The 19,965-nt window shown below is 33.3% G+C and carries 22 protein-coding genes; 7 read left to right on the top strand and 15 right to left on the bottom strand.

Features of this window, described 5'->3' with window-relative positions; genetic code table 11:
- The first annotated feature begins 9 nt into the window (after positions 1 to 9).
- From L1276_RS16340 to L1276_RS16315, 6 genes are read left to right on the top strand one after another with little or no spacing between them, the layout of a single operon-like run.
- Positions 10 to 849 carry an ADP-ribosylglycohydrolase family protein gene (locus tag L1276_RS16340; RefSeq protein ID WP_253789578.1) on the top strand — a complete coding sequence of 280 codons (840 nt, stop codon included), beginning with the start codon at positions 10 to 12 and terminating at the stop codon, positions 847 to 849.
- A 3-nt stretch (positions 850 to 852) separates the two neighbouring features.
- Positions 853 to 1,584 carry a metallophosphoesterase family protein gene (locus L1276_RS16335; RefSeq protein ID WP_253789576.1) on the top strand — a complete coding sequence of 244 codons (732 nt, stop codon included), beginning with the start codon at positions 853 to 855 and terminating at the stop codon, positions 1,582 to 1,584.
- 4 nt (positions 1,585 to 1,588) lie between these two features.
- Positions 1,589 to 2,041 carry a nucleoside 2-deoxyribosyltransferase domain-containing protein gene (locus tag L1276_RS16330; RefSeq protein WP_253789575.1) on the top strand — a complete coding sequence of 151 codons (453 nt, stop codon included), beginning with the start codon at positions 1,589 to 1,591 and terminating at the stop codon, positions 2,039 to 2,041.
- Positions 2,042 to 2,056: 15 nt separating this feature from the next.
- Positions 2,057 to 3,001: an ADP-ribosylglycohydrolase family protein gene (locus tag L1276_RS16325; protein ID WP_253789573.1), complete on the top strand. Its 945-nt coding sequence runs from the start codon at positions 2,057 to 2,059 to the stop codon at positions 2,999 to 3,001.
- Between the two features lie 12 nt (positions 3,002 to 3,013).
- Positions 3,014 to 3,322, top strand: coding sequence for a hypothetical protein (locus L1276_RS16320; protein ID WP_253789571.1), 309 nt, complete (start codon positions 3,014 to 3,016; stop codon positions 3,320 to 3,322).
- Between the two features lie 13 nt (positions 3,323 to 3,335).
- Entirely contained in the window at positions 3,336 to 4,805 is a 1,470-nt protein-coding gene (locus L1276_RS16315) for a nicotinate phosphoribosyltransferase (RefSeq protein ID WP_253789569.1), read from the top strand.
- 77 nt (positions 4,806 to 4,882) lie between these two features.
- Here L1276_RS16315 and nadD read toward each other — a convergent pair whose 3' ends face one another.
- From nadD to L1276_RS16290, 5 genes are all read right to left on the bottom strand, one after another.
- The gene (nadD, locus tag L1276_RS16310) at positions 4,883 to 5,464 is read right to left on the bottom strand and encodes a nicotinate (nicotinamide) nucleotide adenylyltransferase (protein WP_253789567.1); all 582 of its coding nucleotides are present in this window, start codon (positions 5,462 to 5,464) and stop codon (positions 4,883 to 4,885) included.
- Positions 5,465 to 5,490: 26 nt separating this feature from the next.
- The gene (locus tag L1276_RS16305) at positions 5,491 to 5,856 is read right to left on the bottom strand and encodes a four helix bundle protein (protein WP_253789565.1); all 366 of its coding nucleotides are present in this window, start codon (positions 5,854 to 5,856) and stop codon (positions 5,491 to 5,493) included.
- A gap of 58 nt (positions 5,857 to 5,914) precedes the next feature.
- Positions 5,915 to 6,487, bottom strand: a complete 573-nt coding sequence (gene gmk, locus L1276_RS16300) for a guanylate kinase (protein ID WP_253789563.1) — start codon at positions 6,485 to 6,487, stop codon at positions 5,915 to 5,917.
- A 77-nt stretch (positions 6,488 to 6,564) separates the two neighbouring features.
- Positions 6,565 to 7,425 (bottom strand): YicC/YloC family endoribonuclease, encoded by an 861-nt coding sequence (locus tag L1276_RS16295; protein WP_253789561.1) that lies wholly within the window; start codon positions 7,423 to 7,425, stop codon positions 6,565 to 6,567.
- Between the two features lie 104 nt (positions 7,426 to 7,529).
- Entirely contained in the window at positions 7,530 to 7,877 is a 348-nt protein-coding gene (locus L1276_RS16290) for an arsenate reductase family protein (RefSeq protein WP_253789559.1), read from the bottom strand.
- Positions 7,878 to 7,956: 79 nt separating this feature from the next.
- Here L1276_RS16290 and L1276_RS16285 point away from each other — a divergent pair, with 79 nt between their 5' ends.
- Positions 7,957 to 8,412 (top strand): DinB family protein, encoded by a 456-nt coding sequence (locus L1276_RS16285; RefSeq protein ID WP_253789557.1) that lies wholly within the window; start codon positions 7,957 to 7,959, stop codon positions 8,410 to 8,412.
- A gap of 38 nt (positions 8,413 to 8,450) precedes the next feature.
- Here the strand turns inward: L1276_RS16285 and L1276_RS16280 are convergent, their stop codons facing one another.
- The 10 genes from L1276_RS16280 to hppD all read right to left on the bottom strand — a co-directional run bounded on the left by L1276_RS16280 (position 8,451) and on the right by hppD (position 19,912).
- The gene (locus L1276_RS16280; RefSeq protein ID WP_256527403.1) at positions 8,451 to 8,939 is read right to left on the bottom strand and encodes a septal ring lytic transglycosylase RlpA family protein; all 489 of its coding nucleotides are present in this window, start codon (positions 8,937 to 8,939) and stop codon (positions 8,451 to 8,453) included.
- Between the two features lie 92 nt (positions 8,940 to 9,031).
- Entirely contained in the window at positions 9,032 to 9,454 is a 423-nt protein-coding gene (locus tag L1276_RS16275) for a hypothetical protein (protein ID WP_253789555.1), read from the bottom strand.
- Between the two features lie 106 nt (positions 9,455 to 9,560).
- Positions 9,561 to 12,389, bottom strand: a complete 2,829-nt coding sequence (locus L1276_RS16270; protein WP_253789553.1) for a TonB-dependent receptor domain-containing protein — start codon at positions 12,387 to 12,389, stop codon at positions 9,561 to 9,563.
- Positions 12,390 to 12,713: 324 nt separating this feature from the next.
- The gene (pgi, locus tag L1276_RS16265; protein ID WP_253789551.1) at positions 12,714 to 14,357 is read right to left on the bottom strand and encodes a glucose-6-phosphate isomerase; all 1,644 of its coding nucleotides are present in this window, start codon (positions 14,355 to 14,357) and stop codon (positions 12,714 to 12,716) included.
- A 118-nt stretch (positions 14,358 to 14,475) separates the two neighbouring features.
- Positions 14,476 to 14,808, bottom strand: a complete 333-nt coding sequence (locus L1276_RS16260; protein WP_253789549.1) for a hypothetical protein — start codon at positions 14,806 to 14,808, stop codon at positions 14,476 to 14,478.
- Between the two features lie 38 nt (positions 14,809 to 14,846).
- Positions 14,847 to 15,467 (bottom strand): hypothetical protein, encoded by a 621-nt coding sequence (locus L1276_RS16255; protein WP_253789547.1) that lies wholly within the window; start codon positions 15,465 to 15,467, stop codon positions 14,847 to 14,849.
- A 31-nt stretch (positions 15,468 to 15,498) separates the two neighbouring features.
- Positions 15,499 to 16,719: a peptidoglycan DD-metalloendopeptidase family protein gene (locus L1276_RS16250; RefSeq protein ID WP_253789546.1), complete on the bottom strand. Its 1,221-nt coding sequence runs from the start codon at positions 16,717 to 16,719 to the stop codon at positions 15,499 to 15,501.
- 23 nt (positions 16,720 to 16,742) lie between these two features.
- Positions 16,743 to 17,684 (bottom strand): tryptophan 2,3-dioxygenase family protein, encoded by a 942-nt coding sequence (locus tag L1276_RS16245; protein WP_253789544.1) that lies wholly within the window; start codon positions 17,682 to 17,684, stop codon positions 16,743 to 16,745.
- Positions 17,681 to 18,454: a DUF3108 domain-containing protein gene (locus L1276_RS16240; protein ID WP_253789542.1), complete on the bottom strand. Its 774-nt coding sequence runs from the start codon at positions 18,452 to 18,454 to the stop codon at positions 17,681 to 17,683. Before L1276_RS16240 ends, L1276_RS16245 begins: the two co-directional genes overlap by 4 nt.
- A 297-nt stretch (positions 18,455 to 18,751) precedes the next feature.
- Positions 18,752 to 19,912 carry a 4-hydroxyphenylpyruvate dioxygenase gene (hppD, locus tag L1276_RS16235; protein ID WP_253789540.1) on the bottom strand — a complete coding sequence of 387 codons (1,161 nt, stop codon included), beginning with the start codon at positions 19,910 to 19,912 and terminating at the stop codon, positions 18,752 to 18,754.
- Positions 19,913 to 19,965 lie beyond the last annotated feature (53 nt).

Here is a 19,965-nt window from a genome sequence, read left to right as displayed (position 1 = left end):
AAAAAACGTATGATTTTAGAAGCAGCTATAGGAGACGCATATGGTGCAGGTTTTGAGTTTAGGGATTTAGATTTTATTTCTCAAAACAACGATTTAACTCAGTATCATAGACACGGAATGTACACCGAGATTTATAAAAGATATACCGATGATACTCAAATGGCAATTGCAATTTCAGAATTGCTGCTTGAAGATGATAATTGGAACGAAATAAAAGTGGCAGATAAGTTTGTAGAGGTTTTTCACAGAGATAAAAGACGCGGTTATTCAGACCGAGTTTATAATGCTCTAGATGCCAGTAAAAATGGTTCTGATTTTATCAAAATTATCGACAATGGCAGCAGCGGAAACGGATCTGCTATGAGAGCGTATTCAATTGGCTATTTAAAAGATGTGAAGCAGATAGTGGAATTTTGCGAAATTGAGGCAAAAACGTCACATTATACAGCTGAAGGAATAAGCTGTGCAAAACGTATTGCATTGGCGGTTCATTATTTTAAATATAATCTTGGAGACGGATCAACTCTCACAGCTTTTTTAAATGAAACTTTAAAAGAAAATGAAAACTATAGAATCACTTCTCCAATTGATATGCACGGTTATCCAACAACGCAAGCCGTTATTAAAATGGTTTCAGAAGCCACTTCTATGAAAGACTGTTTAAAAACGGGTATTGATTATGGCGGAGATACCGATACAGTTGCAGCGTTATGTATGGCGATTTTAAGTCAGAAACAAAATTGTGAAAAAATACTGCCTTTGTTTTTATATGATGAGTTGGAAAATGATAAATTCGGAAAGGATTTTCTAATAAAATTGGATACCGCTCTTGATAACAAGTTTAATTAAATCATGAAAAGAACCTTAGTTTTTGGAGATATTCACGGCGGATTAAAAGCGTTAATTCAATTGCTGGAAAAAATGGATTATTCAGAAAATGACCGATTTATTTTTCTTGGTGATTATGTCGACGGCTGGAGCGAATCGAAAAAATTGATTGATTTTCTTATTGAATTATCTCAAAAACAAGAATGCATTTTTATCAAAGGAAATCATGATGCGTGGTGTCAGGAATGGTTAGAGAATGATACCATAAACGATATTTGGTTTTTGCATGGAGGAAAATCGACGATTGAAAGTTATGCTGATATAGATTTTTCAGAAAAAGAAAAGCATCGTCAATTTTTCAGGAATATGAAAGATTACTTTGTAGATGAAAACAACAATTTATTTATTCACGCCGGTTTTTCATCGATGCACGGTCCAGAAAAGGAACATTACAAAACCAATTATTCGTGGGACAGAACGCTTTGGGAAATGGCTTTAACGATGGACAAACGAATACAAAAAGATTCATTTTTGTACCCAAAAAGATTATTACTATATAATGAAATTTATATCGGCCACACGCCAACACTTCATTATAATGTGGAAATTCCGATGCAGGGATGCAATGTCTGGAATATTGATACGGGAGCAGGTTTTTACGGAAAATTAACTTGTTTGGATATTGAGACAAAAGCTTTTTGGCAAAGTGATGCTGTGCAAACATTTTATCTTAACGAAAAAGGAAGAAATAAATAAAATCATGAAAAGGATTTATAAAGCACCAGAAGAGATTTCTTTAGAAATTGATGCTGAAACTATTTTTTTGGCTGGTTCAATAGAAATGGATAAAGCTGTAAACTGGCAAAAACATTGCGAAGAATTGCTTCAAGATAAGTTTGTTATTTTTAATCCAAGGAGAAACGAGTGGGATAGCAGCTGGTCGCAGATGATAGAAAATGCTCATTTTAAAGAGCAGGTCAATTGGGAACTTAATGCATTAGAAAAGTCAGATATAATTATCATGTATTTTGCTGCCAATACTATGTCACCCATATCGTTATTGGAGTTTGGACTTTACGCACAATCTCATAAAATGAAAGTGGTTGTAGAAGAAAACTTTTGGCGAAAAGGGAATGTTGATATTGTCTGTGAAAGATATGGAGTAGAACAGTTTCAAACTTTAGACGAGTTAATACAAAATCTGCTTGGCTGAAAAAGAAAAGAAATCATGAAAAATACAATAAAATCTGGTTTATACGGTGTTGCTGTTGGTGACGCTTTAGGAGTTCCTGTCGAATTTAAAACTAGAAGTTACTTAAAAGAAAATCCAGTTACAGATATGATGGGTTTTATGTGCTGGAACCAGCCTTCTGGAACTTGGAGTGACGATAGTTCGCTTGCTTTTTGTACCGCAGAAAGTTTATGTAAAAGTTTTGACATAGAAGATATGGCTCAAACTTTTGTAAAATGGATGCTGGAAGGTTATTGGGGAGCTCATAACAAAGTATTTGACATAGGAGGAACAACGAAACATTCCCTGCTTCGTGTAGTAAAAGGAGAATCGGCTGCTTTCTCTGGTAATTTTTTTGATGAGGATAACGGAAATGGTTCATTAATGCGTATTTTGCCTTTGGTTTTTTATCTTCAAAATGAAAAAAATATTGAAGTCATCTACCAAAAAGTCAAAGCGGTGTCCTCGATAACGCATGCGCATTTCCGTTCTGGATTTGCCTGTTTTATTTACGTTGTATATTGTTTGGAAATTCTAAAAGATAAAGATAAATTCGAAGCTTATAAAGACATGAGACTTGTTCTTTCTAAATTTCTGGAAGATAAAAGTTTTAATCCTGTAGAAATTGGATTGTTTGATAGAATTTTGAAAAATGATATTTCAAAATATGATGAAATCGAAATTCAATCTTCGGGTTATGTGCTGCATAGTTTAGAAGCGAGTTTTTGGTGTTTTCTAAAATCCGATTCTTATGAAGAAACGGTTTTAAAAGCAGTTAATCTTGGTGGAGACACAGATACAACTGGGGCAATTGCAGGAGGATTGGCAGGAATTTATTTTGGACTTGATGATATTCCTCAGAAATGGATTGATAATTTAGCCAGAGTAAATGATATAAAAGATTTGGCAGAACGTTTATCAAAAAAGTTAATGACCAATTAATTAATAAGATTAATGAATGATAATCAGGACATACAAGCTAACTGGATTGATGTAATAGCATTGCTTGAAACCTTTAAGTCTAAAATTACAGAAGAAACAGATTTGTTATGGACCAATTATAATTCAGTTCAAGAACTAAGATCCGAGATAGATGTAATTGATAAGCTGCTTGCTGATCGCGATAAAAAAGGGTTACAATTTCTAAGTTATTGGTTTGCACCAACTGGTACTATGCAGGAAATAGCAATGCAAAACGACTGGATTCAAGAATATTTGAATTTGTCTTTGAAATTTGATACTTTGTACGAAAATTTAAAATAATACATAAACATATATGAACCCACTATTATTAACCGACGGTTACAAAGTTGACCACCGAAGACAATACCCAGACGGAACAACATTGGTATATTCTAACTGGACACCAAGAAAATCACGTATAGAAGAAATTGATGAGGTAATCTTTTTCGGATTGCAGTATTTCATCAAAAAATATATTATTCATGACTTTGAAGAATCTTTCTTCAAAAAACCAAAAGAAGAAGTAATTAAAAAATACGCCCGAAGAATCAATAATTATTTAGGTGAAAATTTAGTTGGCATCAAACACATCGAGGATTTACACGATTTAGGATATATTCCGATGGTTTTTAAAGCCTTGCCAGAAGGTGCAAGCGTTCCGTTGAGAGTTCCGATGTTTACGATGTACAATACAATTCCAGAGTTTTTCTGGCTGACCAATTATTTCGAAACCTTGCTTTCTGCAGTAGTTTGGTTACCTTGTAACTCAGCGACAATTGCAAAAGAATACCGAAAAGTATTGGACAAATATGCTGCAGCGACTTCTTCTGTTCCAGAATTTGTAGACTGGCAGGCGCACGATTTCTCTATGAGAGGAATGGGCGGCATCGAAGCAGCGCTGACTTCTGCGGCTGGACATTTATTGAGTTTTACAGGATCTGATACGATTCCGGTAATTGATTTCTTTGAAGATTATTACAAAGCCAATTCCGATTCAGAATTAATTGCTGGTTCAGTTGCGGCGACAGAACATTCTGTTATGTGCATGGGAACTACAGAAGGCGAGTATGAAACTTTCAAAAGATTGATTACAGAAGTATATCCAAAAGGAATCGTTTCTATCGTTTCGGATACTTGGGATTTATGGAAGGTTTTAACGGATTATTTACCAAGATTGAGAGAAGATATTGTTTCAAGAGAAGGTAAAGTCGTAATTCGTCCTGACAGCGGTGATCCGATTTTAATAATCTGCGGTAATCCAGATGGAAAAACCGAACAAGAGAAAAAAGGTGTCATCGAATTACTTTGGGATGTTTTTGGCGGTACAACAAATGATAAAGGTTTCAAAGAATTAGTGCCTCAAATTGGTGCTATTTACGGAGATAGTATTACAGTTGCGAGAGCAACTCAAATCTGCGAAAGATTAAAAGAAAAGGGTTTTGCGTCTACCAATGTTGTTCTGGGAATTGGTTCTTTTACGTATCAATACAACACCAGAGATACTTTCGGATTTGCTATGAAAGCGACTTATGGAGAAGTAAACGGAGAGGGAAGAGCGATCTTCAAAGATCCGATTACAGATGACGGAACTAAAAAATCAGCTAAAGGATTGATGAAAATCGATTTAATCGACGGGAAGTATCATTTAAGTGATAATGTTTCTTGGGAAGAAGAAAAAAAAGGTGAATTGAAAGAAGTTTTTAGAGATGGAAAACTTTTAATTGATCAATCGTTAAGTGAGATTCGAACTCGAGTAAAAAGCGAGATAAATGTTGAAGCATAAAAATAAGAAAGCCTGAATGTAAGTTCAGGCTTTTTTGCTGCAATATGAATTGTTACTCAGAACTTATTTTTAAAATCTTACTTCTTATAAAAATTATTATGATCAATATATTCCCAGACCTTCGGCGGTAATAAAGGCTGAATATTTTTACCTTCTTTAATGCTGTTTCGAATAAAAGTCGAAGAAATCTCTACGATCGGCGCATCAATAACATGAATTTTTGGATGCGATTTTAGTTCAACATTTTCAGGTTCATCAGAAATTCTCGGATAAACATAAATATCATGGTTTTCCAGAATTACTTCATAGTTTCTCCATTTATGAAGCGTTTTCAAATTGTCCTCACCCATAATTAAAGAAAATTCATGATTTGGATATTTTTCCTTTAAATGTTCCAGAGTAATTACGGTATAACTCGGTTGAGGTAATTTAAACTCAATATCCGACGGTTTTATCTTCGGATAATCTTCTGTTGCCAGAAAAACCATTTGAAGGCGCTGTTGATCGTCTAATAAAGCTGCCTTTTTCTTCAACGGATTATGAGGCGTAACAACCATCCAAATCTGATCTAAATCTGCAAACTCCGCCATATGATTGGCAATGATCAAATGACCAACATGAATGGGATTGTATGTTCCGAAATAAAGACCTATTTTCATTTATTATAGTACTTAGTTCTTAGTGCTTAGTCTTTTAGATTTTTAGCAAAAGCACTTATCATTTTGCTTTCTTCTTCAATTAAAAACATAATTTCATTAAATAGGTCTTCGTCAGAAATAAATTCTAACTCTTTTGCTATAATTAATTGTGTTTCTATCTCATTTAAAGAACCTCTGGAAATATTCAAAAAATGATTAAATGATTTGTCAGTTTGGCGTCCAAAACCTTCCGCAATATTGGATGGAATAGATACACTGGCTCTTTTTAATTGACTTGTCAAAGCATATATTTCTTCTTTAGGAAAGCTCTTAGTGAGTTTATAAACAAGAACTACTAGTTTAATTCCTTTTTGCCAAATGAATAACTCTTTGTAAGATTTAATACCGCTCATGTAAAATTTTTAGCTTGATGTGTTTCAGACTAAGGACTAACAACTAATGACTAAATAACTATTTAGAGACAAAATCCTTAACCAATTGATGCGCTTCTTCCAAAGCTACTGGTAAGTCATAGTTTTTGATAATTACATCAAATTGCGGAGCCGTTGCCAATTCTACAGATGCTTTTGCAATACGCATATTGATTTTATCTTCACTCTCTGTAGAACGTTCTTTTAATCTTCTTTTAAGTTCGTCGACACTCGGCGGTTTTACGAAAACAGCCAAAGTCTGTTCTGGGAATTTATGTTTAATTCGTAATCCGCCTGCAACATCAATGTCAAAAATCACGTTTTTTCCTAAAGCCCAGATTCGTTCGATTTCAGATTTTAAAGTACCGTAAAAGTTATCACGATATACTTCTTCCCATTCCAGGAAATCTTCTGCCTTAATGTGTTTTTTGAATTCTTCTAACGAAATAAAATAATAATCTTTTCCGTGTTGTTCTTCTCCGCGAGGTTCGCGAGAAGCTGCTGAGATTGAAAATTCCAGGTTTAAATCTTCCTGTCCTAGTAAATGTTTTACGATAGTTGTTTTTCCTGATCCTGAAGGTGCCGAGAAAACAATTAATTTTCCTTTGTTCATTAGTGTATGCTTATTATGCTTTAAGCTTTAGGCACTAAGCCTTAAGCTTTAATTTGATGTCGTTTTAGCTTATAGCTTTAAAGCACATTCAAAACCTGTTCTTTAATCTTTTCCAATTCATCTTTCATCATCACAACCAATTTCTGCATTTGAGCATGATTTGATTTTGAACCCATAGTGTTGATTTCACGGCCCATTTCCTGAGTAATAAAACCCAATTTACGTCCGTTTGCTTCGCTTCCACCCAAAGTTTCAATAAAATAATCTAAATGATTGGTTAATCTAACTTTTTCTTCAGTAATATCTAATTTTTCAAGATAATAGATCAGTTCCTGCTCAAAGCGGTTTTCATCAACATTAACTTGTAATTCTGAAATTGCAGTTTGTAAACGGTCTTTAATCGCCTGAACGCGTTCCGGATCAAGAGCCAAAGCGTCATTCATATATTGACGGATATTTCCGATTCGAAGATTAAATTCCTTTTCAAGAGATTCGCCTTCGTCTTTTCTAAAACTTAAAATGTTTTGTAAAGCTTCATTAATGATAACCTGAATCTGTTCCCAGTCATTTTCGTCGATTTCCTCGCGTTCTGTTTTCAATGTATCTGGCATGCGAACGGCCATTTTCATTAATTCCGTTTCGTCAGCATCAGCATAAACTTCTCTCAATTGTGCTATATAATTTTTCACAACAGGCACATTTACTTTTGTCGACGTTTGTTCTGCAGTACTTTCAATGTAAATTGCAAAATCAATTTTTCCTCTTTCTAGTCTTGTTGAGATTTGGGTTCTTAAACCTAATTCCATTTCGCGGTAAACCGATGGCATTCTTACGTTTAAATCTAAACCTTTACTGTTTAAGGATTTTACTTCGACTGTGATTTTTTTTGTAGGCAATTGCAAAGAAGCTTTGCCAAACCCTGTCATAGATTGTATCATATAATTGAGTATAAAGGCGCAAAGATAAATAAAAGTTTGCTCTATTCAGTTGGAAATTAGTGTTCAGTCGCAGTTTTCAGTTTAACAGAAAAAATATTTGCTTTTTAGCTCAATGCATTAATCACTTCTGCTACATTTTTTTGGCTGTTGCCGATGTAAATTCTGCCATCAATAATAAAAACCGGACGGCTTAAGAAAGTGTAATGTTCTAGAATATATTTTTTAAAATCAGCTTCTGTCAATGCTTTATCTTTTAAACCCATTGATTTGTATAATTGTGCTTTTTTGCTAAATAAAGCTTCATAGCTTCCGGAAAGTTTATACATTTCTTCCAATTGAGCTTCTGTAATTGGATCTTGTCTAATGTCTTGAAAAACTAAATTGTTTTCAGGAAGACTTTTTATGATTTTTCGGCAAGTGTCGCAAGATGCTAAGTAATATATTTTGTTCATTTTTTTTACTATTTGTTAGAGTACAAAGAAAATTCATTTGAAACTGAAAATTGTCTAATTTTAGAAAAAAAATAAAATTATGAATTCAGTTTTTGATGTGCAGAAAACCATTAGAGAAATTCTTTTGAAGATATTGGACAATCATTCATTAGAACAATTAAATAGGATTCCGTCAGGATTTAGTAATAATATAATTTGGAATGTGGGGCATTGTGTTGCAGCGCAGCAGACTTTAGTTTATAAATTATCGGGATTGCCTGCCATGGTTTCTGAAGATTTTATATTGAAATACCGAAAAGGAACAAAACCAGAAGGAGATGTTTCTCAGGAAGAAGTTGATGAAATTAAAAAATTGCTTTCGTCTACACTAGAAAAAACAGAAAATGATTTTGAAAGTGGTCTTTTTGTAGATTATCATGAATATACAACAAGCTTAGGTTATACGCTTAAAAACATTCATGGAGCTTTAGATTTTAATAATTATCATGAAGGAGTTCATACCGGAATTGCAATGAGCCTTAGAAAATTGGTTTAAACAAAAATCCCGTCCTGAAATTTCAAGACGGGATTTTTTTATTCTATAATTCTTTCAATAGTTACTTTCATGGCACCTGCGCCTTTATGCTTGGTGATTTCCATAAAAGCACGTTTAGAAAGATCTATTTCACGGGTTTTTACAAATGGACCTCGATCAGTGATTTTTACAATCACAAACTTTCCGTTGGCTTCGTTGGTAACTTTAACTCTGGTTCCAAAGGGAAGTTTTTTGTGTGCTGCAGTGTATTTGCTATTGCTAAATCGGCTTCCGTTAGCTGTTTTTCTTCCATTAAAGCGATCCGAATAATAAGATGCGTGAGCATTTTTTTTATATGCCTTTAATTTTAAACCTTTATCTGTAAAAACAGAATCAGTTGGAAGTGCAATAATGTTTGGCCTGATATTTTTTACTGTATCTTGAGGTGTTTTTGGCTCAATTACTGGTTTGGTCTGGCTTATAACGTAGGTATAACAACTTAAAAAAGTTATTGTTAATGTGGTAAGAATAATGTTCTTTTTACTCATGATTTATTTTTTTTCAGACTTGGGGGAGTTTGTACAAATAATATGCCGAGATAAAAAAAGCCCATGTTTCCAGGGCTTTTAATTGGTATTTTTTAGAACCATAGGTTCCACGGAATTCTACTTAAAATAAGTATCAATCCTAATCCGTAAAAAACGGCGAAAGTTTTAAATTTAGCTTCGCTGTTGATTAGTTTTTTATGTTTTGACCATCCAATAGTAATTAGAACGATTGCAATAATATTAATTAGAGGATGCTCTAATGATGTTAATCGTAGTTCAGGATTAGACATTTGTCCTAAAACAGCAAGGCCTTTTGAAGAAACAAAATATAATATTAAACCGATTAATAACTGAGTATGGGTTCCAATTAATGCAAACAAAGAAATTTTGCGATCTTTTGCTGTAAACTCTTTTTTAGAGGTAAAACCTATGATGGCATTTATAACGGCAAATGCTAATAGCAATAATGCCAAATAAGCCCAGCCAGAGTGAAACTGTTTTATAAAATTATACATAAACTGTGTTTTTTTGTTAAAAACAAATATAACAAAAATGACCATAAAAAAACGGCATTGAACTTAAAAGTCAATGCCGTTTTATTATTTATTTAGATTCTAAATTTTAGAAATCGTAACGTAGTGTAAAGTTCCAAGTTCTTCCGAAACCAAAGAATACCTGGTTACCATCAGCTAAACCTCTGTACAATCTGTTGTTAGAAACATAAGTTCCTGCAGCAGCATTTGTAGAACTTACGTTGTCATCAGCAAAAATGTTTGTTCTAGACTCAGCAATGTAAATTTTGTCGAATAAGTTGTTTACGTTTAATCTGAAATTTAATGATTTGTCTTTGTTTTTACCAGTTAACATTTTGTATGAGAAACCTGCGTCGAATAAACCGTAAGAAGGTAATTCTAAAGCTCCTTTGTTATCAGCACTTGTAAATGTAGTAGGGCTTAATCCAGCGTATAATTTATCATTAAAATTATAATTTGCATCAAGTGTTACTCTTGTTAAAACTTCGTAAGAAGCTCCTAATGAAGCTGTCATTTGTGCAGCGTCACCTACTTTTACTTTATCCATGTATACTGTAGCTGCAGTATATCCAGCAACAGGAGTGTTATCTGCTTGATAGTAAGCGTTTACACTTGCATTTCCTTTGTATTCCCAGATCCCGTAAGAGAACATTGCATTAACTTTGAATTTGTCTGTAATGTTAGAAGATCCTTCAAATTCAACTCCAGAGTGAACCTCATTAAGACCTGTAAATTCAGTATAAGTTGTGTTTGCAGCAATTCCTCCACCAGCAGGAAGAGCATTACCTTTTAAGTATCTGTCGTTCCAAGTCGTGTTGTAAAGATTTACAGTCGCATTAAAGAATCTTGAACGGAAACCATATCCAGCTTCAAATCCAGTAATTTTCTCATTAGTAAGGTTAGGGTTTACTGTAGATCTGTTATTTGGATAAACTGAGTTAAAGAATGGTTGTCTTGAGTAGTATCCAGCATTAACGTAAACATTATGTTTTTCGTTGATGTTGTAGTTCGCTCCAGCTTTTGCATTTCCACCTAAGATATTTTCGTAATCTGTAGATGCTAATGGATCAGTTGGTAAGTATACGAAATTATCCTCTCTTTTAAATCCTTGTTGAGAAATTGCTCCCTGAACAAATGCAGTTAAATTATCTTTAGAGTACTCTAATTGAGTAAATGCACCATACCATCTTACTTTTCCAGTACTGTTAAATGAGATTTTGTCATAATTTCTCTTATCGAAAACATTCCATTGAACGTTTGTAGCGTAAGTTGATGTAAGTTTTCTTCCAGTTGGCTTTAAACTTGCAATGTTGTTGTCAAAAAATTCATCACCACCTAATAAATCATTAACTACTGTAAAGTGGTATCCTGTATAAGTTCTTGCATCAACACCAAAATCTAATGTTAAGGTTTCAGATAATTTTTTGTTCAAGTTGATTACAGCTCCAAACCAGTCATGAGAGTTGATAGATGAAGTTTGAGTAATACCTGATGTAGTGTTGTAAACATAAGGATCTGTAGCATTTCCAGCTCCAGTTCTACCTGTTGAAGAACTATTTTGGTGAGCACCACCAATTTCTGATCTAGATCTGTTTGCTCCGTTAAAGAAAACAGTTCCTGTACCATTGTTCCATGCTTGGATTTTGTCATAATCAACCATACCGTTTGGTAATAAGAAAACTGAACTATTGTAAACGTTTCCTCCTACACCACCAGTAGCACTTGCACCAGCTCCACGACCCATAGAGGCGTAAAGAACAGAAGAAAGTTTTGTAGTTTCGTTGATTTTATAATCCCAGTTGAAAGAAGCAATTGGTTTGTGGTAGTAGTTTTTTCTGATGTTGTATTGTTCACCATTTAAATAACCTGTATCAGGATTGTATCTGATATTTGGCTCAGCAAGAGAACCATATTTTTGGTAAGTTGCAATTGTAGAAGCTGTAGATCTTTGGTTATGCCATTGCGGCGCTCCAGTTACAGTAACTTGGAAATCATGTTTGTCGTTTTTAGTAGTATATCCTAAAGCGATATAGTAGTTAGAACCTTCAAATTGAGTTCCTGGGATGTAACCGTCTCCCATTGTTTGAGATAATAAAACAGAAGCAGAAAGACCGTTGTCTAATTTTCCTGTGTTATAAGATCCTTGAATTTTGAAGTTTCTTCCATTTCCAAATCCAGAAGAAAAAGATCCTCCTTCTTTCATGTCAGAAGATTTAGTAACAATGTTGATTGTACCTCCTACAGAAGGTGTAGCCAATTTAGAAGAACCTAAACCTCTTTGAACCTGCATAGCAGATGTAACATCTGATAAACCAGCCCAGTTACTCCAGTAAACAGAACCGTTTTCCATGTCATTAACCGGCATACCGTTAATCATAACAGCAATGTTGTTTTGGTTAAAACCACGAATGTTAATTCTTGAGTCTCCAAAACCACCACCTGATTTAGTAACATACACAGAAGGTGTATTTCTTAAAATCTCCGGGAATTCCTGAGTTCCTAATTTTTCTCTAATTTCTGCAGCTTTAATTGTAGAAACAGCAACCGGAGTTTTTCTGTCTTTTGCAATATCCACTACTGTACTTTTTACTACAATCTCACTTAATTCGTTAGAATTAGATGATAAAGCGATAGTTCCTACGTTTGCAGTACCACCATTTACTGTAAATTTTACAGTTTTGTTTTCGTAACCTAAGTAAGAAATAACAATTTCTCCTGTAGATGTCGTTGAATTAAGGGTAAATTTACCATCAAAATCTGTTGAAGTCGCCGTAGAAGATCCTTTGATCTGTACGTTTGCTCCTGGTAATGAACCTGTACCGTCGGTAATAGTACCAGTAACCTTTCCTTGTGAAAATACGGTTGAAACTATCATAAAAAATAGTCCAGTAAGTAACCAATTTTTCATTTTCTTCATGTTATTATTAAGTTTATTGTTTTTGGCAAAATTATAACATTAAAATCAGATAATGTTATCAAAATGTTAAGAAAGTTAACTTTTATAGTTTGTATTGCGTATTAAAATGAATTTTTCTTTTTTCTTTAAATAAAATGATGGTTTGTTGAATTAGAAGTAGGTTATTTTGTTAAAACAGCAATATTTTAAATAGTACTGTAGCGATAAACTTTCAAAATATGTTAAAATATAATGTTTTACACATAGTTATATACGAAAAAACGCCTTAAATTTTGTTAAATCAAGGCGTTTCAGTGTTTTATAAAATTGAACTTTTAGTTAAATTTATTTGTTCTTTAAAAAGTGATTTAATAAAAATGAAGTAGAACTGTCATGATCCTTAACCGTTTTAGAATTTATTTCGTCTAAAATTGAGTTTGCTAGTTGTTTTCCTAATTCAACTCCCCATTGATCAAAACTAAAAATGTTCCAGATAACGCCCTGAACAAAAATTTTGTGCTCATATAATGCAATTAATGATCCTAAACTTTTTGGAGTAAGTTTTTGAATCAAAATTGTATTTGTTGGTTTGTTTCCGGTAAAAACTTTAAATGGTAATAAATAAGAAGCTTTTTCAGCAGATAAATTTTGTTTGTCAAATTCTGCCTGAACTTGTGCCGGAGTTTTTCCGTTTAATAAAGCTTCAGTCTGAGCAAAAAAGTTCGACATCAATTTATTATGATGATCTTCGTTCCCATATAATGGTTTTACAAATCCAATAAAATCTGTTGGGATTAATTTTGTTCCCTGGTGAATCAATTGGAAAAAGGCGTGTTGTGAATTAGTCCCGGGCTCTCCCCAAATAATAGTTCCGGTTTGGTAATCAACTGGTTTTCCGTCGCGACCCACACTTTTACCATTACTTTCCATAGTTGCTTGCTGCAAATAAGGAGCTAATTTTGATAAGTATTGAGTATATGGAATCAAAGCTTCACTTTCGGCACCAAAGAAATTATTGTACCAGACACTTAACAAAGCTAAAATTACCGGAATGTTTTCGTTAAATTCTGCCGATTTGAAATGTTCATCCATTTCTTTAGCTCCCACTAATAATTGATTGTAATTGTCGAAACCAATTGCCAAAGCAATACTTAATCCAACAGCGCTCCATAGAGAAAATCTTCCTCCAACCCAGTCCCACATCGGGAAAACATTGTCAGGATTAATTCCAAATTCTGTTACTTTTTGAATGTTTGTAGAAACCGCCACAAAGTGTTTTGCAATATCTTCCTGCGAACCTGATTTCAAAAACCATTCTTTAATAGTTTCTGAGTTTGATAAAGTTTCCTGTGTTGTAAAAGTCTTAGAAACGATTAAGAAAAGAGTTGTTTCAGGATTTAATTTTTTGATTATTTCGTTTACATGATCACCATCAACATTTGAAACGAAATGTGTGTTTAGGTGATTTTTGTAAAATTGTAAAGCTTCAACGGCCATAACCGGCCCAAGATCTGAACCTCCAATTCCAATATTTACAATGTCAGTAAAAGCTTTACCTGTAAAACCTTTTCTTTCTCCCGAAATAACTTCGTTTGTAAAATTTTTGATTTTGTTTTTTACCTCATAAACCTCTGGAATTACGTTTTCGCCATCAACATTAATTACTGATGATTCTGGTGCGCGTAATGCGGTATGAAGAACAGCACGATTTTCAGTTTGATTAATTAATGCGCCTCCAAAATATTGAGCAACCGCATCTTTTAATCCAATAGAATTTGCTAATTCTAATAAAAGAGAAATTGTTTCCTGACTGATGTTATTTTTAGAATAATCTACTAAAAAGTCATTCCATTGTAAGTTGAATTTTTCAGCACGAGTTTTATCTTGTTGAAACAATTCTTGAATTGTGGTTTCGTGAATTGCATTATAGTGGTTTTGCAGATTTTTCCACGCTTCAGTCCCTGTTGGGTTTGTTGTGTTTAAAGCCATTTGTATTTTTATTGAAGATTTTGTTTTTTTAGAAACACAAAAATACTGAAATAACTTTTAAAAGGATAACGGATAGGGATTATATAACAATTAGTTACGAAAACGTTTTATGATGTTATTAGTCTTGTATTCTTGTGGTTATTATAATAGTGCCATCATTTTCTTTTTCATTATAAATTATACGACTGCTGTTTTGGTTCAGGAATTCTAAACTTTTGATGTTAGATTTTTTCAGAGGTAATAAAATGGTGTCCTGGTTTTTGTTGTATCTAAAAGGTTTTCCATTTATTACAATTAAAGGAGATTTATCAATCTGATTTTCTTCAAAAGCATTATTTATAAATTCGGATACAAAATATTTGTTTTCCTTTGTGTCATCTAGAATAAAAACACGTGGATTTGAACATCCAATTATTATTGTAGAGATAATTATGAGTGAAGCCTTTTTCATAAATGAATTAGAATTTAGAAATTGTTTAGTAAAAGATTTTACCAAATCTTCCACCAAGGCTTTTTGTTAATTTTTATAGTTTTCTCGGCAGTATTTATTTCTATCCTTTTTAGAGGTTCGGTTTTAATCTTAGAATGGTCAAAAAAGAATTCGCCATTGTTGTTCATTCCAATAGGAGATTGAGTTCTTTCTTTCCAGTTTTCAGTTTGTAATTCCAAAACCAAAGATGAACTGTTTTTATCATTGAATTTTTTTCGAGCTTTTTCTGTAATTTCTTCTTCCAGATTTGAAGATGAATTTTTAAAAAGAGAAAGTGAATTGTCTGGAATGTTTAAAAGAAAAACCTGTGTTTTATCGCCAATTCTATAAATGTCCAATACTTTAAAATAGGCAATCGTGTCTAACAGAAAGTGACCTGTTTTTGCTGAATCAGGATTGAATTTCGATAAATCTTTTGCGTGTGCACTTGCAATTAAATACCTGAAATTTCCCGAAAGTCCGCCGCCAATAGAAGTCATATCAGTAAAACCTTTTTCCTGAATGATTTGTCCAACTTTATAATTTGAAATTAAATTTTCCGGTAAAGTAGTGTCTCTGTAAAATAGTTTTAAATTTGAAAAAGTTTCATTGTAAATCGCTTTAAGCCGAGCGTTTTTCATTTTTTTCTATTTTAAGTGAATATTTAAAACTCTACAAATTTCCAATACTGTCCAATTCTCTTTTCAAAGGTTCGATTTGTTTAAAGAAACGGGTTTTGTCATTTCCGGTTAAAGATTCTCCGGTTGGTAGATTTAATCGAAGTGCATCTACCTGAACGCCATTTTTCCAGAAACGATAACAAACGTGAGGGCCAGAAGCTAAACCGGTGCTTCCCACTAAGCCAATAGTTTGTCCTTGGGTAACTCTTTGTCCGCGTTTTACTAAAATTCGGGACATATGTAAATATTGAGTAGAGTAAGTTCCGTTGTGTTTTACTTTTACAAAGTTTCCGTTTCCTGCTGTATATCCGGTTGCTTCTACAACCCCGGATGCAGTTGTTGAAATTGGTGTTCCGGTTGGAGCCGCATAATCAGTTCCTTTATGTGCTTTCCAGGTATGTTGTACAGGATGAAATCTGTTCATGGTGAATCTTGAAGTGATTCGGCTAAACTTAATTGGTGTTTTTAAGAAAAAATTCTTCAATGTTTTTCCTTCATCATCATAATATTCAACTTTTCCAGAAAGTGTATCTTTTTCAAAAGGAAAGGCATATACGATTTTGCCTTTATATTCAAAAAAGGCAGCTTCAAGATCCTCAACGCCATCGTAAGTTTTTCCATTAATGAAACGTTCTGTAAAAATTAAACCGTAGCGATCGCCTTTTTTAAGTTTGAAGAAGTCAATTGACCAAGAAAATACTTTTGTGATTCTGCTGGCAAGAGCTGTTTCAACACTTTCGTTTCCTAAAGTTTCAGATAAAGAGCTTTTTAAAACACCGCCAATAATTTTTCGTTTTAAAGTAACCGGTTTTATTTTTTTATAAGCTTTTGCAATACTGTCTCGTAAATCGATAACATAATAAGTTAATGCATCTGGCTGATAAATAAAAACCTGAAGATTGTTTGTTTTGTTTTTTGAACGCAGTAATACAAAAGGTTTGTTATATCGAATAGATCTAACATTAAACGAATCTTTTACCTGTTCTACAATATCGTGTACTTTTTTATCGCCAATATTTTGACTTTGCAGTATAGAACCGAAGGAATCTCCTTTGGATATAGTATCATTAACGACATTAAAATCAGCGTAATTAAAACCAAATTCTACTTTTTTAATCTTTGGTTTTGTAATTTTAATTTCAACTTTTTCTTCTGTTTTTTTACATGAAAATATTGAAAATAATACTATTATAATTACGAATGCTTTTTTCAAACTCTTAATTTTTTTGGAGGAAACTATAGTGGATTTTCATTTCCCCAATTGGACAATTCTTCTTCGGTCCACAATTTAGGAAAAAAGATGCGTCTTTGGTATTTTGGATGCATATATTTTTGCCAGTCACTTCCTCCGGTCGCTTCGCCGTTGCCTTTTCCACTTTCTAAAATATATTTTCTGGCAGTGTTTAAATGCTGCATAACCCAGGTAATATTTACTGTATGGTCGTAATGACGCATTGCTTTGATCAATTCGGGATTCTGCTGATCTTCAATTGGTAACTGAGTAAATTTCTGCCAAATGTTCCTTGTTTTGAAAGTAGTGATTTGTCTTAAAAACTGATCTTTATATTTTTTTTCAAACTCGTTAAGTAAGTACGATTTTTCGCCGGTGTGATAATCTTTTCCTGCTGCCTGCCAATATAAATGTTCGAAACTTGTTTCAAGATCTGTATTTTCGTCGAAATTTGCTTTGTATCTGCGATCGGTTAAATTGATAACATCGGTAGAAGCAAATTCGATCATTCTATATTGTGCACTCTGAAATCCGCTTGCGGGAGTAAGTGTATTTCTAAACTTCATGTATTGATCTACTTCCATTCCGCTTTCCATAATACTGAACGAATTAGTAAGCATATCAAAATAGCGCGTAATTCTTGAAAGTCTTTCGCTGAAAAAAGCAACCTGAATATTTTGTTCATCGGCGATTTGATCAATTTCCCACAAAATCATTTTAAAGATTAATTCGTTTACCTGATGATACATGATGAAAACCATTTCGTCAGGAAGTGTGGTGCGTTGTATCTGTAAATTCAGAAGAGCGTCTGTTTGGATGTAATCCCAGTAAGTGATTGGTTTAGACCAAAGTAATCCTTCTAACTGAACATCAGTTTTTTGGTTTATGGCTTGAAATTTAAGATCAATTTCTTTTAAAATTGATTCTGAATTATCAGTTAGGTTCATTTCTTTTTAACTTTAAGCGGACTTTTCAATCCTTTATATTCATCGAGATCTGCTTTTAGAGATCCAACAGCAAGATCTGCTTTAATTCTAACCGGAACTTTGTTGTCGTCGTCTGTTATCCAAAGCGTTACGCTTTCTTTTTCTTTAAAAACTCTTCCTGTTTGCACTAATGGTTTGAAGACCATTGTAGAAACAGTTCCAAATTTAGTCGTAATATCTTGACGACCTATATATTTTAACTTAAATTTTGTGATTTCTTCATCAAAAAACATATCAATCGTAATTGCATCGCCAGATTTCAGTTTGTCAATATTAGGATGATTTCTCAGGTAGTAAAAAGAGGAGATAATATCCTGAACATTATCAGTGACAACAATCGTTTTTTCGGTTTTTCTTTTATAATCTTTTACTAAAACCCTGTTTTCATTTTGGTTAAAAAAACCTTCCTGATTTTTGGTATAACCGCCTTCGTTAATTTTTCTGACGAATCTGTACGGATTACCATTTTCTTTGTCAAAATAGCTTTCGTAAAGGTCTTCGACCTTAAAGAAAAATTTTGACATTCCGGTGGTATATCCTTTACCAACAGCATGATGCACTTTTTTGTTGTTTATCGTGGCGTCTTTAATTTCCAGTGTGGCATAGCCGGCATTTACAATTCCGTAATGAATTCTAAATTTGAAATATTCTCCTGTTGCAAAAGCGTCTTCTTTTTGAGTGTCAAAACTTAATGTGGAGAGAATTAATATAGTGAGGATGAACTTTTTCATAGTACAATTTTTACATTTCATTATAAAGATAAATAAATGCAAATTCTATTCCAAATGTACTAAAACAAAAAAACTCAGTCAAGAAGACTGAGTTTTTATGCTATTAACTAACCAAAAAACTATAAATTATGAAATTTATATCAATTCAGAAGGAAACCACCCCTTCTTGATTTGCGAGTGCAAAGATAGATACAAAGTCTTTAAAAAAAATAGCAAATAGTAAGTTTAACATAACATTTGCATAAAAATCATCATTTTACAGAGATTTTTTCTGCATAATGTAAAAATAATGCATTTTTACAAAGTTCCTCTCAATTCTTGTTCTCTCTCAATTGACTCAAAAAGAGCTTTAAAGTTTCCTGCGCCAAACCCTTTTGCACCCATTCGTTGAATAATTTCGAAGAAAAGGGTAGGTCGGTCCTGAACTGGCTTCGTAAATATTTGTAAAAGGTAACCATCTTCATCGGCATCAACCATGATAGCTAATTTCTCAATTTCATTAATGTCTTCCTTCATCATATCCATATGTACCCCCAATCTTTCAGGAATTGCCTGGTAATAGGTATGAGGAAGAGCAGATAAAAATTCAACACCGCGTGCTCTTAGCTGCGATACTGTTTTAATAATATCATCTGTAGCAATGGCGATATGCTGAATTCCAGGCCCGCTGTAGAAATCCAAATATTCTTCAATCTGCGATTTTTTCTTTCCTTCGGCTGGTTCGTTGATAGGGAATTTAATTCTTCCGTTGCCATTTGACATCACTTTACTCATCAATGCAGAATATTCTGTAGTAATTTGTTTGTCATCAAAAGAAAGGAAATTTACAAATCCCATTACATCTTCGTAAAATTTTACCCATGTATTCATTTCATTCCAGCCTACGTTTCCAACCATGTGATCAATATATTTTAATCCCGTTGGTTCCGGATTGTAATCTGATTTCCATTCTTTGTAACCAGGAAGGAAAATACCATTGTAGTTTTTTCTTTCTACAAAAATGTGAACCGTTTCTCCGTACGTATAAATTCCAGAACGAATAACTTGGCCAAATTCATCTTCTTCAACCGTTGGTTCCATGAAAGAACGTGCGCCGCGTTTTATGGTTTCTTCGTAAGATTTTGTGGCATCTTCAACCCAAAGTGCCGCAACTTTTACTCCATCACCATGTTTTTTTAAATGTTCATTTATTGGAGAATCTGCCGTTAAAGGCGTTGTCAAAACAATTCTGATTTTGTCTTGTTTCAGAACATAAGACGCTTTGTCTTTTACTCCGGTTTCTAATCCTGCATAAGCCAATGACTGATATCCGAAAGCAGTTTTATAATAATGTGCAGATTGTTTTGCATTCCCTACATAAAATTCTACATAATCTGTTCCTAATAATGGAAGGAAATCTTGTGCTCCTTCAAAGATTTTTTCTAATCCGTATTCTACTGATTTTACTTCTTTTGACATGATATTTTTAATTAGAAAATGAGTTAATTAGAAAATTAGATAATGTGCGTTCC

It is taken from the genome of Flavobacterium sp. HSC-32F16, assembly GCF_024171645.1.
GTDB lineage: Bacteria > Bacteroidota > Bacteroidia > Flavobacteriales > Flavobacteriaceae > Flavobacterium.
The sequence above is the reverse complement of the archived record's forward strand: the minus strand, read 5'-3'. Positions and strand labels throughout refer to the sequence as shown.

Coding starts and splice junctions, on each gene's coding strand:
- L1276_RS16340 (WP_253789578.1), top strand. CDS start 10: ATGATTTTAGAAGCAGCTATAGGAGACGCATATGGTGCAGGTTTTGAG.
- L1276_RS16335 (WP_253789576.1), top strand. CDS start 853: ATGAAAAGAACCTTAGTTTTTGGAGATATTCACGGCGGATTAAAAGCG.
- L1276_RS16330 (WP_253789575.1), top strand. CDS start 1,589: ATGAAAAGGATTTATAAAGCACCAGAAGAGATTTCTTTAGAAATTGAT.
- L1276_RS16325 (WP_253789573.1), top strand. CDS start 2,057: ATGAAAAATACAATAAAATCTGGTTTATACGGTGTTGCTGTTGGTGAC.
- L1276_RS16320 (WP_253789571.1), top strand. CDS start 3,014: ATGAATGATAATCAGGACATACAAGCTAACTGGATTGATGTAATAGCA.
- L1276_RS16315 (WP_253789569.1), top strand. CDS start 3,336: ATGAACCCACTATTATTAACCGACGGTTACAAAGTTGACCACCGAAGA.
- nadD (WP_253789567.1), bottom strand. CDS start 5,464: ATGAAAATAGGTCTTTATTTCGGAACATACAATCCCATTCATGTTGGT.
- L1276_RS16305 (WP_253789565.1), bottom strand. CDS start 5,856: ATGAGCGGTATTAAATCTTACAAAGAGTTATTCATTTGGCAAAAAGGA.
- gmk (WP_253789563.1), bottom strand. CDS start 6,487: ATGAACAAAGGAAAATTAATTGTTTTCTCGGCACCTTCAGGATCAGGA.
- L1276_RS16295 (WP_253789561.1), bottom strand. CDS start 7,425: ATGATACAATCTATGACAGGGTTTGGCAAAGCTTCTTTGCAATTGCCT.
- L1276_RS16290 (WP_253789559.1), bottom strand. CDS start 7,877: ATGAACAAAATATATTACTTAGCATCTTGCGACACTTGCCGAAAAATC.
- L1276_RS16285 (WP_253789557.1), top strand. CDS start 7,957: ATGAATTCAGTTTTTGATGTGCAGAAAACCATTAGAGAAATTCTTTTG.
- L1276_RS16280 (WP_256527403.1), bottom strand. CDS start 8,939: ATGAGTAAAAAGAACATTATTCTTACCACATTAACAATAACTTTTTTA.
- L1276_RS16275 (WP_253789555.1), bottom strand. CDS start 9,454: ATGTATAATTTTATAAAACAGTTTCACTCTGGCTGGGCTTATTTGGCA.
- L1276_RS16270 (WP_253789553.1), bottom strand. CDS start 12,389: ATGAAGAAAATGAAAAATTGGTTACTTACTGGACTATTTTTTATGATA.
- pgi (WP_253789551.1), bottom strand. CDS start 14,357: ATGGCTTTAAACACAACAAACCCAACAGGGACTGAAGCGTGGAAAAAT.
- L1276_RS16260 (WP_253789549.1), bottom strand. CDS start 14,808: ATGAAAAAGGCTTCACTCATAATTATCTCTACAATAATAATTGGATGT.
- L1276_RS16255 (WP_253789547.1), bottom strand. CDS start 15,467: ATGAAAAACGCTCGGCTTAAAGCGATTTACAATGAAACTTTTTCAAAT.
- L1276_RS16245 (WP_253789544.1), bottom strand. CDS start 17,684: ATGAACCTAACTGATAATTCAGAATCAATTTTAAAAGAAATTGATCTT.
- L1276_RS16240 (WP_253789542.1), bottom strand. CDS start 18,454: ATGAAAAAGTTCATCCTCACTATATTAATTCTCTCCACATTAAGTTTT.
- hppD (WP_253789540.1), bottom strand. CDS start 19,912: ATGTCAAAAGAAGTAAAATCAGTAGAATACGGATTAGAAAAAATCTTT.